13 protein-coding genes are annotated in these 15,308 nt (G+C 68.9%); 7 read left to right on the top strand and 6 right to left on the bottom strand.

The features are described from left to right. Window positions 1-148: 148 nt before the first annotated feature. Genes KO481_RS31745 through KO481_RS31755 form a run of 3 tightly spaced genes read left to right on the top strand, consistent with a single transcriptional unit; the run spans window position 149 to window position 5,309 of the window. A complete protein-coding gene (locus KO481_RS31745) occupies window positions 149-1,492 on the top strand; it encodes a GlnX family signal transduction membrane protein (protein ID WP_215922164.1) in 1,344 nt (447 codons plus the stop codon). Further along, the gene (locus KO481_RS31750; protein ID WP_215922165.1) at window positions 1,489-2,478 is read left to right on the top strand and encodes a glutamate ABC transporter substrate-binding protein; all 990 of its coding nucleotides are present in this window, start codon (window positions 1,489-1,491) and stop codon (window positions 2,476-2,478) included. Before KO481_RS31745 ends, KO481_RS31750 begins: the two co-directional genes overlap by 4 nt. 5 nt (window positions 2,479-2,483) lie before the next feature. Continuing rightward, window positions 2,484-5,309, top strand: a complete 2,826-nt coding sequence (locus KO481_RS31755; RefSeq protein WP_215922166.1) for a tetratricopeptide repeat protein — start codon at window positions 2,484-2,486, stop codon at window positions 5,307-5,309. A 9-nt stretch (window positions 5,310-5,318) separates the two neighbouring features. On the opposite strand, the gene KO481_RS31760 is transcribed toward KO481_RS31755, so the two are convergent. Next, entirely contained in the window at window positions 5,319-6,515 is a 1,197-nt protein-coding gene (locus KO481_RS31760) for an acetate kinase (protein ID WP_215922167.1), read from the bottom strand. Between the two features lie 9 nt (window positions 6,516-6,524). Further along, window positions 6,525-8,594, bottom strand: a complete 2,070-nt coding sequence (gene pta, locus KO481_RS31765) for a phosphate acetyltransferase (protein ID WP_215922168.1) — start codon at window positions 8,592-8,594, stop codon at window positions 6,525-6,527. 253 nt (window positions 8,595-8,847) lie between these two features. On the opposite strand from pta, the gene KO481_RS31770 reads away from it, so the two are divergent. Continuing rightward, complete coding sequence (locus KO481_RS31770; RefSeq protein WP_245401780.1) at window positions 8,848-9,705, top strand: LLM class flavin-dependent oxidoreductase; 858 nt, start codon at window positions 8,848-8,850, stop codon at window positions 9,703-9,705. Window positions 9,706-9,757: 52 nt separating this feature from the next. Next, window positions 9,758-10,267 (top strand): nitroreductase family deazaflavin-dependent oxidoreductase, encoded by a 510-nt coding sequence (locus tag KO481_RS31775; protein WP_215922169.1) that lies wholly within the window; start codon window positions 9,758-9,760, stop codon window positions 10,265-10,267. Window positions 10,268-10,281: 14 nt separating this feature from the next. Here the strand turns inward: KO481_RS31775 and KO481_RS31780 are convergent, their stop codons facing one another. From KO481_RS31780 to KO481_RS43535, 3 genes are all read right to left on the bottom strand, one after another. Next, the gene (locus tag KO481_RS31780; protein WP_215922170.1) at window positions 10,282-10,875 is read right to left on the bottom strand and encodes a DUF4291 domain-containing protein; all 594 of its coding nucleotides are present in this window, start codon (window positions 10,873-10,875) and stop codon (window positions 10,282-10,284) included. A gap of 117 nt (window positions 10,876-10,992) precedes the next feature. Then, entirely contained in the window at window positions 10,993-12,000 is a 1,008-nt protein-coding gene (gene fgd / locus KO481_RS31785) for a glucose-6-phosphate dehydrogenase (coenzyme-F420) (protein WP_215922171.1), read from the bottom strand. A 458-nt stretch (window positions 12,001-12,458) separates the two neighbouring features. Continuing rightward, window positions 12,459-13,247, bottom strand: coding sequence for a helix-turn-helix transcriptional regulator (locus KO481_RS43535; protein ID WP_308166843.1), 789 nt, complete (start codon window positions 13,245-13,247; stop codon window positions 12,459-12,461). A 120-nt stretch (window positions 13,248-13,367) separates the two neighbouring features. On the opposite strand from KO481_RS43535, the gene KO481_RS31795 reads away from it, so the two are divergent. Further along, complete coding sequence (locus KO481_RS31795; protein WP_215922172.1) at window positions 13,368-13,724, top strand: VOC family protein; 357 nt, start codon at window positions 13,368-13,370, stop codon at window positions 13,722-13,724. Window positions 13,725-13,940: 216 nt separating this feature from the next. Then, window positions 13,941-14,699 (top strand): HAD-IIA family hydrolase, encoded by a 759-nt coding sequence (locus KO481_RS31800; RefSeq protein WP_215922334.1) that lies wholly within the window; start codon window positions 13,941-13,943, stop codon window positions 14,697-14,699. Between the two features lie 143 nt (window positions 14,700-14,842). Here KO481_RS31800 and KO481_RS31805 read toward each other — a convergent pair whose 3' ends face one another. Next, window positions 14,843-15,289 (bottom strand): MarR family winged helix-turn-helix transcriptional regulator, encoded by a 447-nt coding sequence (locus tag KO481_RS31805; protein ID WP_215922173.1) that lies wholly within the window; start codon window positions 15,287-15,289, stop codon window positions 14,843-14,845. Window positions 15,290-15,308 lie beyond the last annotated feature (19 nt).

Consider the following 15,308-nt stretch of genomic DNA (forward strand, 5'->3'; position numbering starts at 1 on the left):
AATACCGGAGCAAACAGGGCGATACACCCGCGCGGCATCGCTACGACAACAATAAGCTCTTGTGGATAGCAGGCCGACGGAGCTTGCGGAGTCGTCGAGTTGGGCAAACTCTGCGGCACGGACCGTCGTCGGCGATGGAACGGAGGTGATGATGGCCCGGACCGCCGAACCGCGGCTCGAGGAGCTCTCGTCGTGGGCCGCAGCCGCCGCCGTACGCGAGCAGATCGACGTCACCGATCTGCGCTCCGTCGCCCGCTCCTCTCCCGCCAAACTTATCGCCGTCGGGCTGGTGCTGCTCGGGCTCTGCCTGGTGGCCGGGGCCGTGACCGCCTCCCAGGTGAGCAGCCGCCAGCACGCCCTGGACAACCTCCTCAGCTCCGCCGAGCCCGACGCGAATTCCGCACAGCGTCTGTACACCTCGCTGTCGGTGGCCGACGCGGAGGCCGGCACCGCCTTCATCTTCGGCGGCCTGGAGCCGCAGACTGTGCTCGACGCTTACAACCAGGCCATCGGTGACGCGTCGGCCGAACTGGTGGCACAGTCCAGCGACAGCTCGAAACCCGGCAGCGATCCCGACATCGCCCTGCGCACCGGCATCGCCACGAACCTGCCCGTGTACGTCGAGCTGATCCAGACCGCCCGCACCAACAACCGCCTCGGCCATCCCGTCGGCTCCGCATATCTGAGCGAGGCGTCGAGTCTGATGCAGACCAAGATGCTTCCGATGGCGCAGGAGCTGCAGGAGCATCGCACGTCCGCGATCGCGGCCATCCAGCGCCGCCACGTCCGGCCGCCGTGGCTGGCGATCATCCTGCCGATCATCGCGCTGGCCGCACTGGTGATCGCGCAGGTGTATCTCGCCCGGCGCTGGCGCCGGGTCGTCAATCCCGGCCTGCTGCTGGCCTCGTGCACGCTGGTGATTCTGCTCGCCTGGACGGTCACGGCCGGCTCGGTCTCCGCGCTGTCCACCACCGATGGCCGGGACAACGGGGCCGTGCCGAATTCCGAGCTGATGGAGAGCCGCATCCTTACCCAGCAGGCCCGGGCGGCGGAAACGCTCAAACTGGTGCGACGCGACGACAGCGGCGACTACGACCGCACGTATGACACCGCCACCGCGAAGCTGACCGATCTGCTCACCCGCTATTCGCATTCCGCACCCGCCACGGACGACGTGGCCACCGCGCACACGGCCCTGGACCGCTGGCGCGCGGCCCATCAGCGGATGAACGACGCGCTGGGCCGCGGCGACTTCCCGGGCGGGGCCGCCATCGCGATCGGCCCCGGCCCCACCCAGGCGACCGCCAGCGTGAACACCCTCGACAGCTCGCTGGTCCAGGGCATTGCGGCGACACGTAATACGTTGCGGGACAACATTTCCGGTGCCGCCCGCTCATTGGATGTGCTGTCCCCCGGCGCGCTGACGCTCGCGGTGCTGGCGGCCCTGTTCGTAGTGGGCGGGCTGTGGCCACGACTGCGGGAGTACCGATGAGCACGCGGCGATTTCGTCACGGCGTCGCGCTGGCCCTCACGGCGACCGCACTGCTGAGCGCCGGGTGCGCCGCGACCACCAGCGCCCCGCGGGACGACAGCACAGCCAGCTACATCGAGCCACCGCTGCCGGCGAGCGCCGCTCCCCTGCCGACAAATTCGCCCTTACCACCGGCGGCGGCCGAGCAGAGCTGCGGCGATGTCACCGCCAGCCTCAGCCCGAACGGCACGACGCAGGGCACGAGCATCGACGCCATCCGGGCCCGCGGACGACTGCTGGTCGGCCTGGACCCCGGCAGCAACCTGTTCAGCTTCCGCGACCCGATCAGCGGCACGCTAGAGGGCTTCGATGTCGACATCGCGGGGGAGATCGCCCGCGACCTGTTCGGCGATCCACAGCGAGTCGAATACCGGATCCTCTCGCAAACCGATCGCGAGCGCGCACTGCGGGAACACACCGTCGATGTGGTGCTCGAGACCATGACCATCAACTGCCAGCGCAAACAGCATGTCGCGTTCTCGGTTCCGTATTTCATGGCGCACCAGCGGATACTGGTGACCAAGAACTCCGGAATCAACGGCCTGGCGGATCTGGCCGGTAAGCGGATGTGCATGGTCAAAGGCACCACCTCACTGGACTTCATCCGGCGCGCGCAACCCAAGGCCAACATCCTGACCGCACCCACCTGGGCCGACTGCCTGGTCATCCTGCAGCAACGCCAGGCCGACGCCGCCAGCACCGACAACGCACTCCTGGCCGGCCTGGCCGCCCAAGACCCCTACTACGTGGAACTGGTCGGTCCCGACCTCACCGATGAGCCGTACGGCGTCGGAATCCCCCCGGGCCAGGACGATATGGTGCGGTTCGTCAACGGCACCCTCGCCCGCATCCGATCGGACGGCACCTGGAATCGGCTGTACCAACGCTGGCTACAGCCCGCCCTCGGCCCGTCCTCCGGCCCCCCGCAACCGGAATACCAGGGTTGAGGCACATGCCCGACCCCCGCGAATCCGATTCCCACGCAGGCGAACCCGCCCCCAGCGCGCCGGGGCCGGACACGCCGGCAGGCGGTACCGCGGGCGCGGCCGAGCCCGCCGAGCCGCCGGATGAACCAGGCACCCAACCCGAGACGATCGATCTCGCCGAAACACAGGCCGCCACAACCGAATCCACAGGCACGCAGGGCGCAACAGACGACGTAGCCGACACCCACGCAGCCGCGCCGGATAAGCCGGGCACCCAACCCGCCGCAATCGATCTCGCCGAAACGCAGGGCACCACAACCGATCTGGCCGAGACACAAGCCGCCACACGCGATCTGCGCGGAAGGCAGGCGGTCACTCACGACCTACCCGGAACGCAGGCCGTCGCCCACGGCCTGCCCGGAACGCAGGCCGTCACGCACGACCTACCCGAGACACAGGCGGTCACCCACGATCTGCCGGGGACGCAGGCGGTCACCCACGACCTACCCGGGACACAGGCCGCCGCCCACGAGCTCGCCGGTACACGAGCCGCTGTGCCGGATGGTCCTGGCACTCAGGCAGTCACGCCTGATGTTGCCGGGACACAGGCCGCGGGGGGACGCGAGGGGGTGCGCGGTTCGGGGGTGGCGATGCCCACCGGTGCGATGAATGCGCGGGCCGGGGCGCGGGATTCGGGGCCCGGTCCGCAGCCCACGGCTCTTAGCGTGCGGTCGGGGCGGACCCGGCCCACCCTTCGGCGCCTGGGCGCGGGGCTGGTCGAGATACCCCCGGTGCCGCCGGTCGATCCGCAGTCGGCCGTGCTCACCGATCCGGTAGTCGAGCAGGGGCGCCGATTCTGCTGGCGCTGCGGCAAACCCGTCGGGCGCGCGTCGGCCGGGCACGCCGCCACGGCGGAGGGAGTCTGCGAAACCTGCGGGGCGACCTACGATTTCCGGCCCTATCTGCAGCCGGGGAATATCGTCGGCGGGCAGTACGAGATTCAGGGGTGCATCGCGCACGGCGGGCTGGGCTGGATCTATCTGGCGGTCGATCGCAACGTCAGCGACAGGTGGGTGGTGCTCAAGGGACTGCTGCACAGCGGTGACGCCGTCGCACAGGCCGTCGCCGTCACCGAGCGCCAATACCTCGCCGAGCTGGCGCATCCCAGCATCGTGAAGATCCACAACTTCGTCGAGCATCCCGGGCCGCACGGCACGCCGATCGGCTATATCGTGATGGAGTACGTCGGCGGCCGTTCGCTGCGCGATCTACTCGATTCCCATCCACGGCCCGAGCGGATGCCCGTGGCCGAGGCCGTGGCCTATCTGCTGGAGATCATGCCGGCTCTGGAGTATCTGCATTCGCTGGACCTGGCGTACAACGACCTCAAGCCCGACAACATCATGATCACTCAGGACCGGCTCGAGCTGATCGACCTGGGCGCCACCGCCCCCTTCGACTCGTACGGAAATCTCTACGGCACCAGGGGATTCCAGGCGCCGGAGATCGCCCGAACCGGGCCGACCGCCGCCTCGGACATCTACACGGTGGGCCGCACGCTGGCTGTGCTGACACTGGACATGCCGATGGTGCAGGGCCGGTATCTCGACGGAATTCCGGAACCGGCCACCGAACCGGTGCTGGCGCGGCACGAGTTCTTCCATCGGCTGCTGCTGCGGGCGACCGATCCGGATCCCGACCGCCGCTTCGCCTCCGCGCGCCTGGTGACCACGCAGCTGGCGGGCGTGCTGCGCGAGCTCCTCGCCGCCGAGACCGGCGACGAACACCCGCAGCTGTCAACGCTTTTCAGCCCGCCCCGGACCAGCTTCGGGACCGAGGAACTGCTCGCTCAGACCGACGCCTACGTGGACGGAATCGAGCGCAGCAAGAATCTGCGGCCCCGGAACGTGGCCGATGCCCTTCCGGTTCCGCTGATCGACCCCTCGGATCCGTCGGCGGCGCTGCTGGCCGGAACGGTCCATCCCGAGCCGCAGTTCGCCCTCGACGCGGTCCGCACCGCACGCGAACGCGCGGCCACCCAACCCGGCGAGGTGGTCGAAACCTTCGAGGTCGAATCCACCCTGGCCGAGGCCCGCATCCAGCTGGACCTGGATCAGCCCGACGCCGCCCGCGAACTGCTGAGCCGGGTGGACGCAGGCGATTGGCGCGTGGAGTGGTATCTCGGCCTGGCCGGTCTGCGGAGCCTGGACTACGAGCAGGCCTTCGCCCACTTCGACTCGGTACTGCGGGCCCTGCCCGGTGAGATCGCACCGAAACTGGCGCTGGCGGCGACAGCGGAACTCGTGGTGCAGCAATGGGAGTCGCCGGATCCGGAGCAGTGGCGCACCTACGCGGAGAAGTTCTACAAGACCGTCTGGCGCACCGACCGCGGCGTGGTGAGCGCGGCCTTCGGCCTGGCTCGGCAGCTCGCGGCCGATCACCGCGTCGACGAGGCAGTGCAGGCCCTGGACCAGGTGCCCACCGCCTCGCGCCACTACGCGCAGGCCCGCCTGACGGCGGTGCTGCTCCTGCTCAGCGCCGCCCCGATCGCCGAGCTGGACGAGTCCACACTGTACGTGGCGGCCAGCCGCATCCAGCAGCTGCCGCCCAGCGAACATCGCGCGCCGCAGATGGGCTTGCTGGTGCTGGGCGCCGCCCTGGCCTGGCTGCAGGCGGGCAATACCCCGAAGCGACCGGACGCCATGCTGTTCGGCGCCCCCTTCACCGAACGCGACCTGCGTCATGGCGCCGAGGTCAGCCTGCGCGGCCTGGCCCGTGTCGCGCCCGGGCGCAGGCATCGGTATGCGCTGGTGGATCTGGCCAATTTCATGCGGGCCAAGACCTGGTTCTGACCTCTCGTGTCAGCCCACGATCGCCGCGGCGGCCCTGGCGATGGCGAGCTCCTCGTTGGTCGGCACCACCAGCACCGGAATTCGCGCGTCCGAAGGTGAAATAAACCGGGCCGCACGGTCTTTCGCGGTATTGCGGTCCGGATTCACGACGATGCCGAATCCGGACAGGTCCGCGAGCGCATCGGCGCGCACCTGCGGGCTGTTCTCGCCGACCCCGGCGGTGAAGGTGATCGCGTCGACCCGGCCCAATTCCACCAGATAGGCGCCGATGTAGCGGCGCAGCCGGTGAATGTAGACGTCGTACGCGAGGCGCGCCGACGCGTCACCGGTGTCGATCAGGCGCTGCAATTCCCGGAAGTCGTTCACCCCGGACAGGCCGAGCAGGCCCGAATTCCGGTTCAGCAGTTCGTCGACGGCTTCGATGCTCAGCCCCGCCGTGCGCATCAGATGCGGAATGATGCCGGGATCGATGTCGCCGGAGCGGGTACCCATCACCAGCCCCTCCAGCGGAGTCAGCCCCATCGAGGTGTCCACTGCCTTGCCGCCCCGAATCGCCGAGGCCGAGGCGCCGTTGCCCAGGTGCAGCACAATCTGATTCAGCTGCGCCGGATCGGCGCCGAGTACCTCCGCGACCCGGCCCGAGACGTATTCGTGCGAGGTGCCGTGGAAGCCGTAGCGCCGAATACCGTGCGCGACGGCTGTTTTGGCATCGATGGCGTAGGTCTTCGCGGCATCGGGCAGGCCGTGGAAGAAGGCCGTGTCGAACACCGCGACCTGTGGCACGCCGGGCAGCAGCCGCCGCGCCGACTCGATTCCCACGACGTTGGCCGGATTATGCAGCGGCGCAAGGGAAGACAGCTCGTCGATCGACTTCACCACCGCGTCGGTGATCAGGGTCGGCCGATAGAAGATCTCACCGCCGTGCACGACCCGATGCCCCACCGCGTACAGCCCCTCGCGGGTCAGATCGTGTCCGCTGCGCGCGAACAGATCGAACACCACCCGCAGTCCGGCCGCGTGATCGGGTATCGCACCGTCGTACTCCACCGTGCCGCCGTCGCTGTGATGCTCCACCGTCGGCGCGCCGGGATCGACCGGCTCGCCGATCCGCGAGACCAGCCCGGACGCGGCGACCGTGCCCGAGATCGGATCCAGCAGCTGGTATTTGATCGACGACGATCCGGAGTTGATCACCAATACCTGCATCGTGTCCCCCTATCGGGCCTGTGCCTGGATGGCGGTGATCGCCACCGTATTGACGATGTCGGCGACGAGCGCCCCGCGCGAGAGATCGTTGACCGGCTTGCGCAACCCCTGCAGTACCGGCCCGATCGCGACCGCGCCCGCGCTGCGCTGCACCGCCTTGTAGGTGTTGTTGCCGGTGTTCAGGTCGGGGAAGATGAAAACCGTTGCGCGCCCGGCGACCCGGGAGTTCGGCAGCTTGGTGCTCGCCACCGACGGCTCGATCGCCGCATCGTATTGGATCGGGCCCTCCACCATCAGGTCCGGCTCGCGCTCGAGCACGAGTTTGGTTGCGGTGCGCACCTTGTCGACATCGACGCCGCTGCCCGACTCGCCCGTCGAATAGGACAGCATCGCCACCCGCGGCGCGATGCCGAACTGCTCGGCGGTGCGCGCGGAGGAGATCGCGATGTCGGCGAGCTGCTCGGCCGTCGGATCGGGCACCACCGCGCAGTCACCGTACGCGAGCACCCGATCGGCCAGGCACATCAGAAAGACGCTGGACACGGTCGATACCCCGGGCTCGGTCTTGATGATCTCGAACGAGGGGCGGATGGTGTGCGCGGTGGTGTGCGCCGCGCCGGACACCATGCCGTCGGCGATGTCCTTGTACACCATCATCGTTCCGAAATACGAGATGTCGGCCATGTATTCGCGCGCGCGGTCCACCGTCATGCCTTTGTGTTCGCGCAGCTTCGCGTACTCCTGCGCGAATTCGTCACGCAGACTGGAGGTTTGCGGATCCAGCACCTGTGCGTTGTCGATGTCGACGCCGAGCTCGGCCGCGCGGGCCCGCACCGCGCTCTCCTCGCCCAGAATGGTCAGGTCGGCGATCTTGCGCTGCAGCACCCGGCCCGCGGCGCGCAGAATGCGGTCGTCGGTGCCCTCGGGCAGCACGATCCGGCGCCGGCTCGCGCGGGCCCGCTCGATCAGCTGATACTCGAACATCTGCGGCGTCACCACCGACGGAATCGGAACCTCGATGCGCGCCAGCAGTTCCCGCGCGTCCACGCGCTGCTCCATCAGGGCCAGCGCGGTGTCGACCTTGCGGATGCTCGACAGCGACACCCGGCCCCGGGTCCGCGCCGCGACCGCGGTGTCGAACGTGCCCAACTCGGTGGTGAGAATCGGAAGCTTGGGCCGCAGGCCCTCGATGAGCCGGGCGACCGCGGGGTACGGCCGCATACCACCGTTCATGATGATGCCCGCCAGCGACGGAAAGCCCTCCGCCTCATGGGCGTTCACCAGGCTGAGCAGCGCGTCGGAGCGATCCCCCGGGACGATCACCGCGACGCCGTCGGTCAGGCGTTCCAGAATGTGCTCCGCGGTCATGCCGCCGACCATGATGCTCATCGCCTCGCGTTGCATCAATTCCGGGTCACCGGAATAGATCTCGCCGCCGATGGCCTCGCACAGCTCGGTCAGCGTGGGGGCGTTCAGCAGCGGCACCTCGGGCAGCGTCCAGGTCGGCACGTGCTCGACCTGCAGCGCCGCGGCGACGGCGTCGAGCGCATCGGGATCGCAGCGATTGGCGATGATCGCGACCAATTGCGCGTGCTCGGCGTGCAATTCGGCCACGCACAGCTCGGCCAGGTCCGCGACCTGCGCGGGCGTGCGCTCGGAACCGCGCAGCACCAGCACCACGGGTGCGCCCAGGTTGGCGGCGATTCGCGCGTTGTAGCGCAGCTCGCTGGGGCTGGCGACATCGGTGTAATCGCTGCCGACGATGACCACCGCGTCGCACACCTTCGCGACCTCGTGGAAGCGCATGACGATATCGCTGATGGCCGCGTCCGGGTCGGCGTGCACCTGCTCGTAGGTGACGCCGATCGCCTGCTCGTAGTCGATGTCGGCGGTGCTGTGCTCGAGCAGCAGCTCCAGGATGTAGTCGCGCTGGGTCGTCGAGCGGCTGATCGGCCGGAAGACCCCCACCCGGGCGGTCGTCGCGCACAGCATCTGCAGCGCTCCCAGCGCCACCGTCGACTTCCCGGTGTCGCCCTCCGGCGAGGCGATGTACACGGTGGACGGTGCGGTGTCGGCCATAGTTCATGAGAGTAGTGAGCGGTCGTGTCCGATTCACCCCTCCGCACCGCAAACAGCTGGAAATCACACCTCGGGGAGGGGGCGGGCCGAGCTCGCCGAATCGGCGGGCGGGTGCGCTACACCCCGGGCTCGAGCGTTTCGGGCATGAACCTGCGCCGCGGGAACATGGGCCTGCCCTGCCCGCCGACGTAGCGTCGGAGACGGCACCGATAAGCAACCCGAGCGACCGGTTTTCCGGCCGCGGATCGGATCGATGATGACTGTCTCCCCCCGCCCCGCCGACTCCGCAGGCACCCCGTCGGCCCGTCTGGACCTGGGCACCTTCCTGCCGACCTCGACGCCCGACCCGGCGCAGCCGATCCTCGGCGATATCGGGGCCGCGGCCCGGCTGGCCGAGGAGCTGGGTCTGGACTCGGTGTGGTCGACGGACCACCTGGTGGCGAGCGCGCCGATCCTCGACAGCACGGTCGCCCTGGCCACCGCGGCGGCGGTCACCGAGCGGATCCGGATCGGGTGGGGTGTGCTAGTAGTGTCGCTGCGACCCGCCGCGTGGGCGGCCAAGCAGGCCGCCACCCTGCAGTACACCTCCGGCAACCGGTTGCTCCTGGGCGTCGGCACCGGTAACCCCGCGCACAGCGACATCGCCTGGCGCGCAGCGGATCAGCCCCACGCCGAGCGCGGCCGCCGCACCGACGAGGCGCTGCGCGTCCTGCCGGACCTGATCGCGGGGCGCCCTGCCGTACTGGCCGACGGCACCGAGGTCACCCTCTCTCCCGGGGCGTCCGTCCCGCCGATCCTGGTCGCGGGCAACGGTTCTCGTGCCATGCGCCGGGCGGCGGCCTACGCCGACGGTTGGCTGGCCATCGGCCTGTCCCCGGACGAATCCGCCTTGGCCGCCACGGAATTGGCCGATCTCGCCGACGCGGTGAACCGGCCGGCACCACAGATCACCATCGTTACCCCGCCGACCGGCGACCTCGCGCAGACCGTGGACACCGTCTCCGCCCACGCCGCCGCGAACGTCGAACGCGTGATCCTGGCACCGGCCGATCCGGATTGGCGGGCGCACTACGAGTTCGCCGCGAAGGTCAAGGCGGCCCTGCCATCCTGAGCCGGTCCCGCCCACCGAGACCGGCGGGCGCGACCGCCGTAGTATCGCCGCCATGAGCACACAATTCCCGGATCGCCGATGGGGGTCGCGCACCAGTCTGCTCTCGCGGGCAATGGTTTCGTTCGCCGCGACCCGGCCCGGCTCGCTGCTCATCCGCAAGCTCACGCCGCTGGACCGCAAGCTGCTGGTCCGAACCGCAGGCCGCTACACGATGCTGGGGCCGGTCGGCGCGCCGGTCGTGCTGGTGACCGCCCGCGGCCGCAAGTCCGGTCAGCCGCGCCTGTCGCCGCTGCTGTACGTGCACGGCGGCGACACGCTGTACGTGATCGGCAGCAATTTCGGGCAGTCCAGCCATCCGGCCTGGACCGCCAATCTACTCGCCGATCCCGAGGCCACCGTGACGCTGGCGGGAGAGCGAATTCCGGTGCGCGCCACACTGATCGAGGACCCGGCCCGCAAGGAAGAGATATTCGCCGACTTCGTCGAGTCGGTCAAGGTCTACGCCACCTACCGCACCCGTACCACCCGGGACATGCGCATCTTCGCGCTGACCCGATCCTGATCCGGCGCGGTCGGCTACCGCGTCGCGCCGATCGCCGCCGCGAGGTCCCCGGGGAGCGGATACGGCTGCTCCGGCGGCAGTAGCGCTTTGGCGCGATCGGGGTGACCGTCGCGCAGGTGGGCGGAAATCGTGTGCACCAGCGGTGTGAGGTCGCGGATCTGCACGGTCCAGTCCTGGACATACCGCTCGATGATGTGGCGGGACAGGCCCACCTGGATGCTGCGGTGGTCCAGCTTCGCGCCGCGCAGCGAATACTCCGGATCCCATTGCACGTGCACGTGGGTCCGCTTGAACGCCGAGCGCCACTGTGCCGCATCGGGATAGACGCGTTTTTCCGGGCTCGTGAGCACGGCCTGTCCCAGCGCCTCCTCCCAGCCCGCACGCGTGATCCGCACGGCCAGAATGTGTTCCTGCCCGGGCTTGCGCGCCCAGCCGCTGCGCTGCATCAGCCAGCGAAACGACGGCTTGATCCAGGTCATCCGGTTGAGCGAGAACGGTGGCACGAAGCGTTGCGCCGCCACGGCGGGCGCGGCGATCGCCGCGCCGTAGGCCTGGTAGACCACGATCGTGTCGCGGTCGAAGTCGGCCCTGATTTCATACTGATTCATTTCGGGTACAACGGTAGAACCCCGCCGAACCCCGCGGCCACCGATTTTCGCCCCCCGCGCGAATCCGGCCGCCGCACCGAGGGGTACGGCGGCCGGATCTCGTTGTGGCCGAGCGATTTACAGGGCGCGCAGGCGCGGGGCCAGATCGCGCTGGAACAGGTCCAGGAACCGGCGCTGATCGTGCCCGGGGGCATGGAAGACCAGGTGGTTCAGGCCCGCATCGATGTACGGCTTGATCAGTTCCACCGTCTGGTCCGGATCGCTGGCCACGATCCAGCGCTTGGCGACCTGCTCGATCGGCAACGCGTCGGCGGCGGCCTCCATCTCGATGGGGTCGGTGATGTCGTGCTTCTGTTCCGCGGTCAGCGACAGCGGGGCCCAGAATCGCGTATTCTGCAGTGCCAGTTCGGGATCGGTATCGTAGGAGATCTTGATCTCGATCATCCGGTCGATGTCCTCGACGGTGCGCCCGGCCTTCTCGGCGCCCTCACCGAGCGCGGGCATCAGCTTCTCGGTGTAGAGATCCATGCCCTTGCCCGAGGTGCAGATGAAACCGTCGCCGGCGCGGCCGGCGTACCGGGCCACCAGCGGACCGCCCGCGGCGATGTAGATCGGGATGCCGTCCTTGGGCACGTCGTAGATCGAGGCGCCGACGGTGTGGTAATACTCGCCCTCGAAGGTCACCCGGTCGCCTGTCCACAGCGCCCGCATCAGGTCGACCGACTCGCGCAGCCGCGCGAAACGCTCCTTGAATTCCGGCCATTCGCCCTTGTATCCGGTGGCGATCTCGTTCAGCGCCTCACCGGAACCCACGCCCAGCATGATGCGATCGGGGTACAGGCAGCCCATGGTCGCGAAGGCCTGCGCGATCACGGCCGGGTTGTACCGGAAGGTGGGGGTCAGCACCGAGGTGCCGAGCTGAATCCGCTTGGTGCGCTCGCCGACCGCGGTCATCCACGCCAGCGAGAACGGGGCGTGCCCGCCCTCGTGCCGCCAGGGCTGGAAGTGATCGCTCACCGAAGCGCTGTCGAGTCCGTGCTCCTCGGCCGCGACCGCGAGCTCCACGAGCTCCCGGGGGCCGAACTGCTCCGCCGACGCCTTGTATCCGAGCTTGAGATCACTCACGACTGCACCTCGCTGGCGCTCGGCTCCGTCGTGCGCGATGCACGCTGTGTCAATGGTTCGCTCCGCTTCGCTCCACTCACGACTGCACCTCGCTGGCGCTCGGCTCCGTCGTGCGCGATGCACGCTGTGTCATTGGTTCGCTCGCGAGCTCGCTCACTGTGCGTCCCTCCTGTTCACGAATCGCTTGGGTACCCCCCGACGGTTGACTACAGCGCCGGGAAGCCGTGCCGCATTCCACAACGCCCCGAAATCCCGGGGCCCTCACCGACCATATCCCGTGACCTCGGTTAATCCCCGGCGCGCTCACCTCCGCCGGGTTGCGCACATGTGGAGCGACCCGCAGCGCACATGTGCGCGCGCCGGTGCGGGGCGGCCGAGTTGCACACATGTTCATGTGCCGCGCAGCCGAGTTGTCCAGATGTGGAGCGCCACGATCAACGTCACTCCGGGTGCGGCTTTCAACGGTGCGGTGGGAGGGTGGGGGTCAGCAGTCGGTGCAGGGCGGTTGGGGTGTGGCCCAGGTGTTCGCGGACGGTGCGGGTCAGGTGAGCCTGGTCGGCGAAGCCCAGATCAGCGGCAAGGTCGGCGAGGCCGGCTTCTCCGTCCGTGATCCGGTCGAGGGCCTGCCCGACTCGTATCCGGTTGCGGTAGCGGGTCAGCGACACTCCCATGTGCTGGGAGAACACCCGACTCAGCCGATACGGCGAAACCTTCAGCAGTACGGCCAAAGAGTGCAGCCCGGCCGACTCCGGTGCCCGGTCGATGATCGCCTCGCGGGCCGCGGTGACCAGCGCTCGGTCGGCGGGCCGCGGCCGTGGGGCCGGCCGTCCGGCGGCGAGTGCGACGAGCCGGACCAGTTCCTCGGTCACCGCGTAGTCGATATCGCCGCCCGCGGCAGCCGCGAGCATTCGGCGGTGCGCGAGCTCGATACGCGCATCGACGTAGATCGCACGCGGGCTCACCGCGCCCTCCAGAAGGCCGGGCTCGATGGTCACCGCGGTGCAGACGTCACCGCCGGCGGGGTGGGAGAACCCTTCCTCCTCACGCGGTGCGCCGATGTAGCCGACGGTGCGGTCCAGGTCGGCGAGTTCACCGTCGGCCCGTCGCCGGAACCTGCCCCGGCGCACGAGCACGAGCCGATGGTCGGCGCGGACTTCCGGAGCCGAGAAGTGGGTGTGATCGGAGCGGCAGTTCACGGTGGTGACGGTGAACTCCGGCCGGGCAGCGAGGGTCGTGGCGGACAGCACCCACGGACCGTACGCCGCACGGACGACACGAAACTGCCCGCAAAAATCTTCAAGACCCGCGCGGGGCCGGACACGGATGCTGAGACGGCAACATCGACTACACCAGGGAGACAACGAAATATGACCGTCTACGCGAACCTCGCCGCGATCATCATCGACTGTGCCGCACCGCAGGTGATGGCGGAGTTCTACCGCGAGGTCACCGGCTGGAAGATCACCCACATCGACGACGATTCGGCCTACCTCGGCGAGGGCCCGATCCAGCTCGCATTCCAGCGGGTCGCGGGCTACACGGGGCCCGGTTGGCCCGATGCCGGTAAGCACGCCCACCTCGACTTCACGGTCGCCGATGTGCCCGCCGAAACCGAGCGGCTGCTCGCACTCGGCGCGACCGTGCCCGAATTCCAGCCGGGGCAGGGTCAGTGGACGGTGCTCGCCGATCCCGAAGGCCACCTTTTCTGCCTGGCCGCGGCATGACCGGCGCAGCACCGGAGGGCTACAACACCGTGACGATGCCTTCGGGCAGCGCGGCGGACGCATAAAGGACGTACCGGTCCGCCACATGCCCACCTGACCGGTCCGGTGGGCATGTGTGAATGGTCGCAACTTCGAAAGTTGTCCACATCGTGAAGATCGATAGCCCACAATGTGCTGGTGACCGATGCTGAGCCGATCCTGTCCTACCTGACCGATATGGACGGGGTACTGGTGCACGAGGACCACCTGATCCCCGGCGCCGACAAGTTCCTGCAGGACCTGCAGGCCAACGACATCCCGTTCCTGGTGCTCACCAACAACTCCATCCGCACTCCCCGCGACCTGCAGGCACGGCTGCGCCACAGCGGCCTGGACATTCCGGAGGAGGCGATCTGGACCTCCGCGCTGGCGACGGCGACCTTCCTGAACGACCAGCGCCCCGGCGGCACCGCCTACGTGGTCGGCGAGTCGGGCCTCACCACCGCCCTGCACGAGATCGGTTACGTGCTGACCGACAGCGATCCGGACTACGTCGTGCTCGGAGAGACCCGCACCTACTCCTTCGAGGCGATCACCACCGCCATCCGCCTGGTAGACAAGGGCGCCCGATTCATCGCCACCAACCCGGACGCGACCGGCCCCTCCCGCGAGGGCCTGCTGCCCGCGACGGGCTCGGTGGCGGCGCTCATCACCCGCGCCACCGGCCGCGAGCCGTATTACGTCGGCAAGCCGAACCCGCTGATGATGCGCTCGGCGCTGCGCCGGATCGGGGCACACTCGCAGTCCACGGTGATGATCGGCGACCGCATGGACACCGACGTCATCGCCGGGCTGGAGGCGGGCATGCGCACGATCCTGGTCACCTCGGGCATCTCCACCCGTAAATCGGTGGAGCAATACCCTTATCGCCCAACGGTCGTCGTCGATTCGGTCGCTGATCTCGTCGGCTACACCGCCGACCCGTTCGCCCGCTAGGCGGGGGCCCGTCGGCGCTGGATCCGGCTTCCCGGGCCGAATTCGTGCCGCTCGCGAAGGTGTGTGGCCGGCGCGCGAGCGCACGTACCACCTCCGCCGCAGCCGCTGAGCCCGCGGCCGTCGGTCGAGTCCGGCCGGACGACCTACTCGGATTCGAGCGCGTCGAGCGCGGCCGACAGATCCAGCAGCGCATCGACGATGTCGTTCAGCCGCTCGACGCCCAACCGGGCGGCCAGGCGCTCGGCCATCTCCGCGTGCTGCGGGGTGATCCGGCGCATCGCCTCGTGACCGGATTCGGTGACCGCCACGAGTTTGGCGCGGCGGTGCGCCGGGTTGGGGCGGTACTCGGCAAGCCCCTTGGCCACCAGCAGATCCGCGATGCGCTGCACACTCTGGCGGGTGATACCCATCTCGCGTGCGATACCGGAGACGGGGAGCGGCGCGGGCAGGACCGCGCCGAGCACCTGCCACCACGCCGCGGTGATTCCGGCCGGTTGCGCCAATTCCTCCGCGATGGAAAGGAATTGGCCGTTCAACTTGAACGTGGTGATCGCCGTGGCGCTGAACGACTGCGGAATCGTCCGGCTCATCACCGCACCTCCGGGCCCG

Source organism: Nocardia albiluteola, from assembly GCF_018860155.1.
Lineage (GTDB): Bacteria > Actinomycetota > Actinomycetes > Mycobacteriales > Mycobacteriaceae > Nocardia > Nocardia albiluteola.

What these genes read in the sequence shown, in the direction of transcription:
- KO481_RS31750 (WP_215922165.1), top strand. Translation starts at nt 1,489, where the DNA reads ATGAGCACGCGGCGATTTCGTCACGGCGTCGCGCTGGCCCTCACGGCG.
- KO481_RS31760 (WP_215922167.1), bottom strand. Translation starts at nt 6,515, where the DNA reads ATGCAGGTATTGGTGATCAACTCCGGATCGTCGTCGATCAAATACCAG.
- KO481_RS31745 (WP_215922164.1), top strand. Translation starts at nt 149, where the DNA reads ATGATGGCCCGGACCGCCGAACCGCGGCTCGAGGAGCTCTCGTCGTGG.
- KO481_RS31775 (WP_215922169.1), top strand. Translation starts at nt 9,758, where the DNA reads ATGAGCACACAATTCCCGGATCGCCGATGGGGGTCGCGCACCAGTCTG.
- pta (WP_215922168.1), bottom strand. Translation starts at nt 8,594, where the DNA reads ATGGCCGACACCGCACCGTCCACCGTGTACATCGCCTCGCCGGAGGGC.
- KO481_RS31805 (WP_215922173.1), bottom strand. Translation starts at nt 15,289, where the DNA reads ATGAGCCGGACGATTCCGCAGTCGTTCAGCGCCACGGCGATCACCACG.
- KO481_RS31780 (WP_215922170.1), bottom strand. Translation starts at nt 10,875, where the DNA reads ATGAATCAGTATGAAATCAGGGCCGACTTCGACCGCGACACGATCGTG.
- KO481_RS31770 (WP_245401780.1), top strand. Translation starts at nt 8,848, where the DNA reads ATGATGACTGTCTCCCCCCGCCCCGCCGACTCCGCAGGCACCCCGTCG.
- KO481_RS31755 (WP_215922166.1), top strand. Translation starts at nt 2,484, where the DNA reads ATGCCCGACCCCCGCGAATCCGATTCCCACGCAGGCGAACCCGCCCCC.
- KO481_RS31800 (WP_215922334.1), top strand. Translation starts at nt 13,941, where the DNA reads ATGGACGGGGTACTGGTGCACGAGGACCACCTGATCCCCGGCGCCGAC.
- KO481_RS31795 (WP_215922172.1), top strand. Translation starts at nt 13,368, where the DNA reads ATGACCGTCTACGCGAACCTCGCCGCGATCATCATCGACTGTGCCGCA.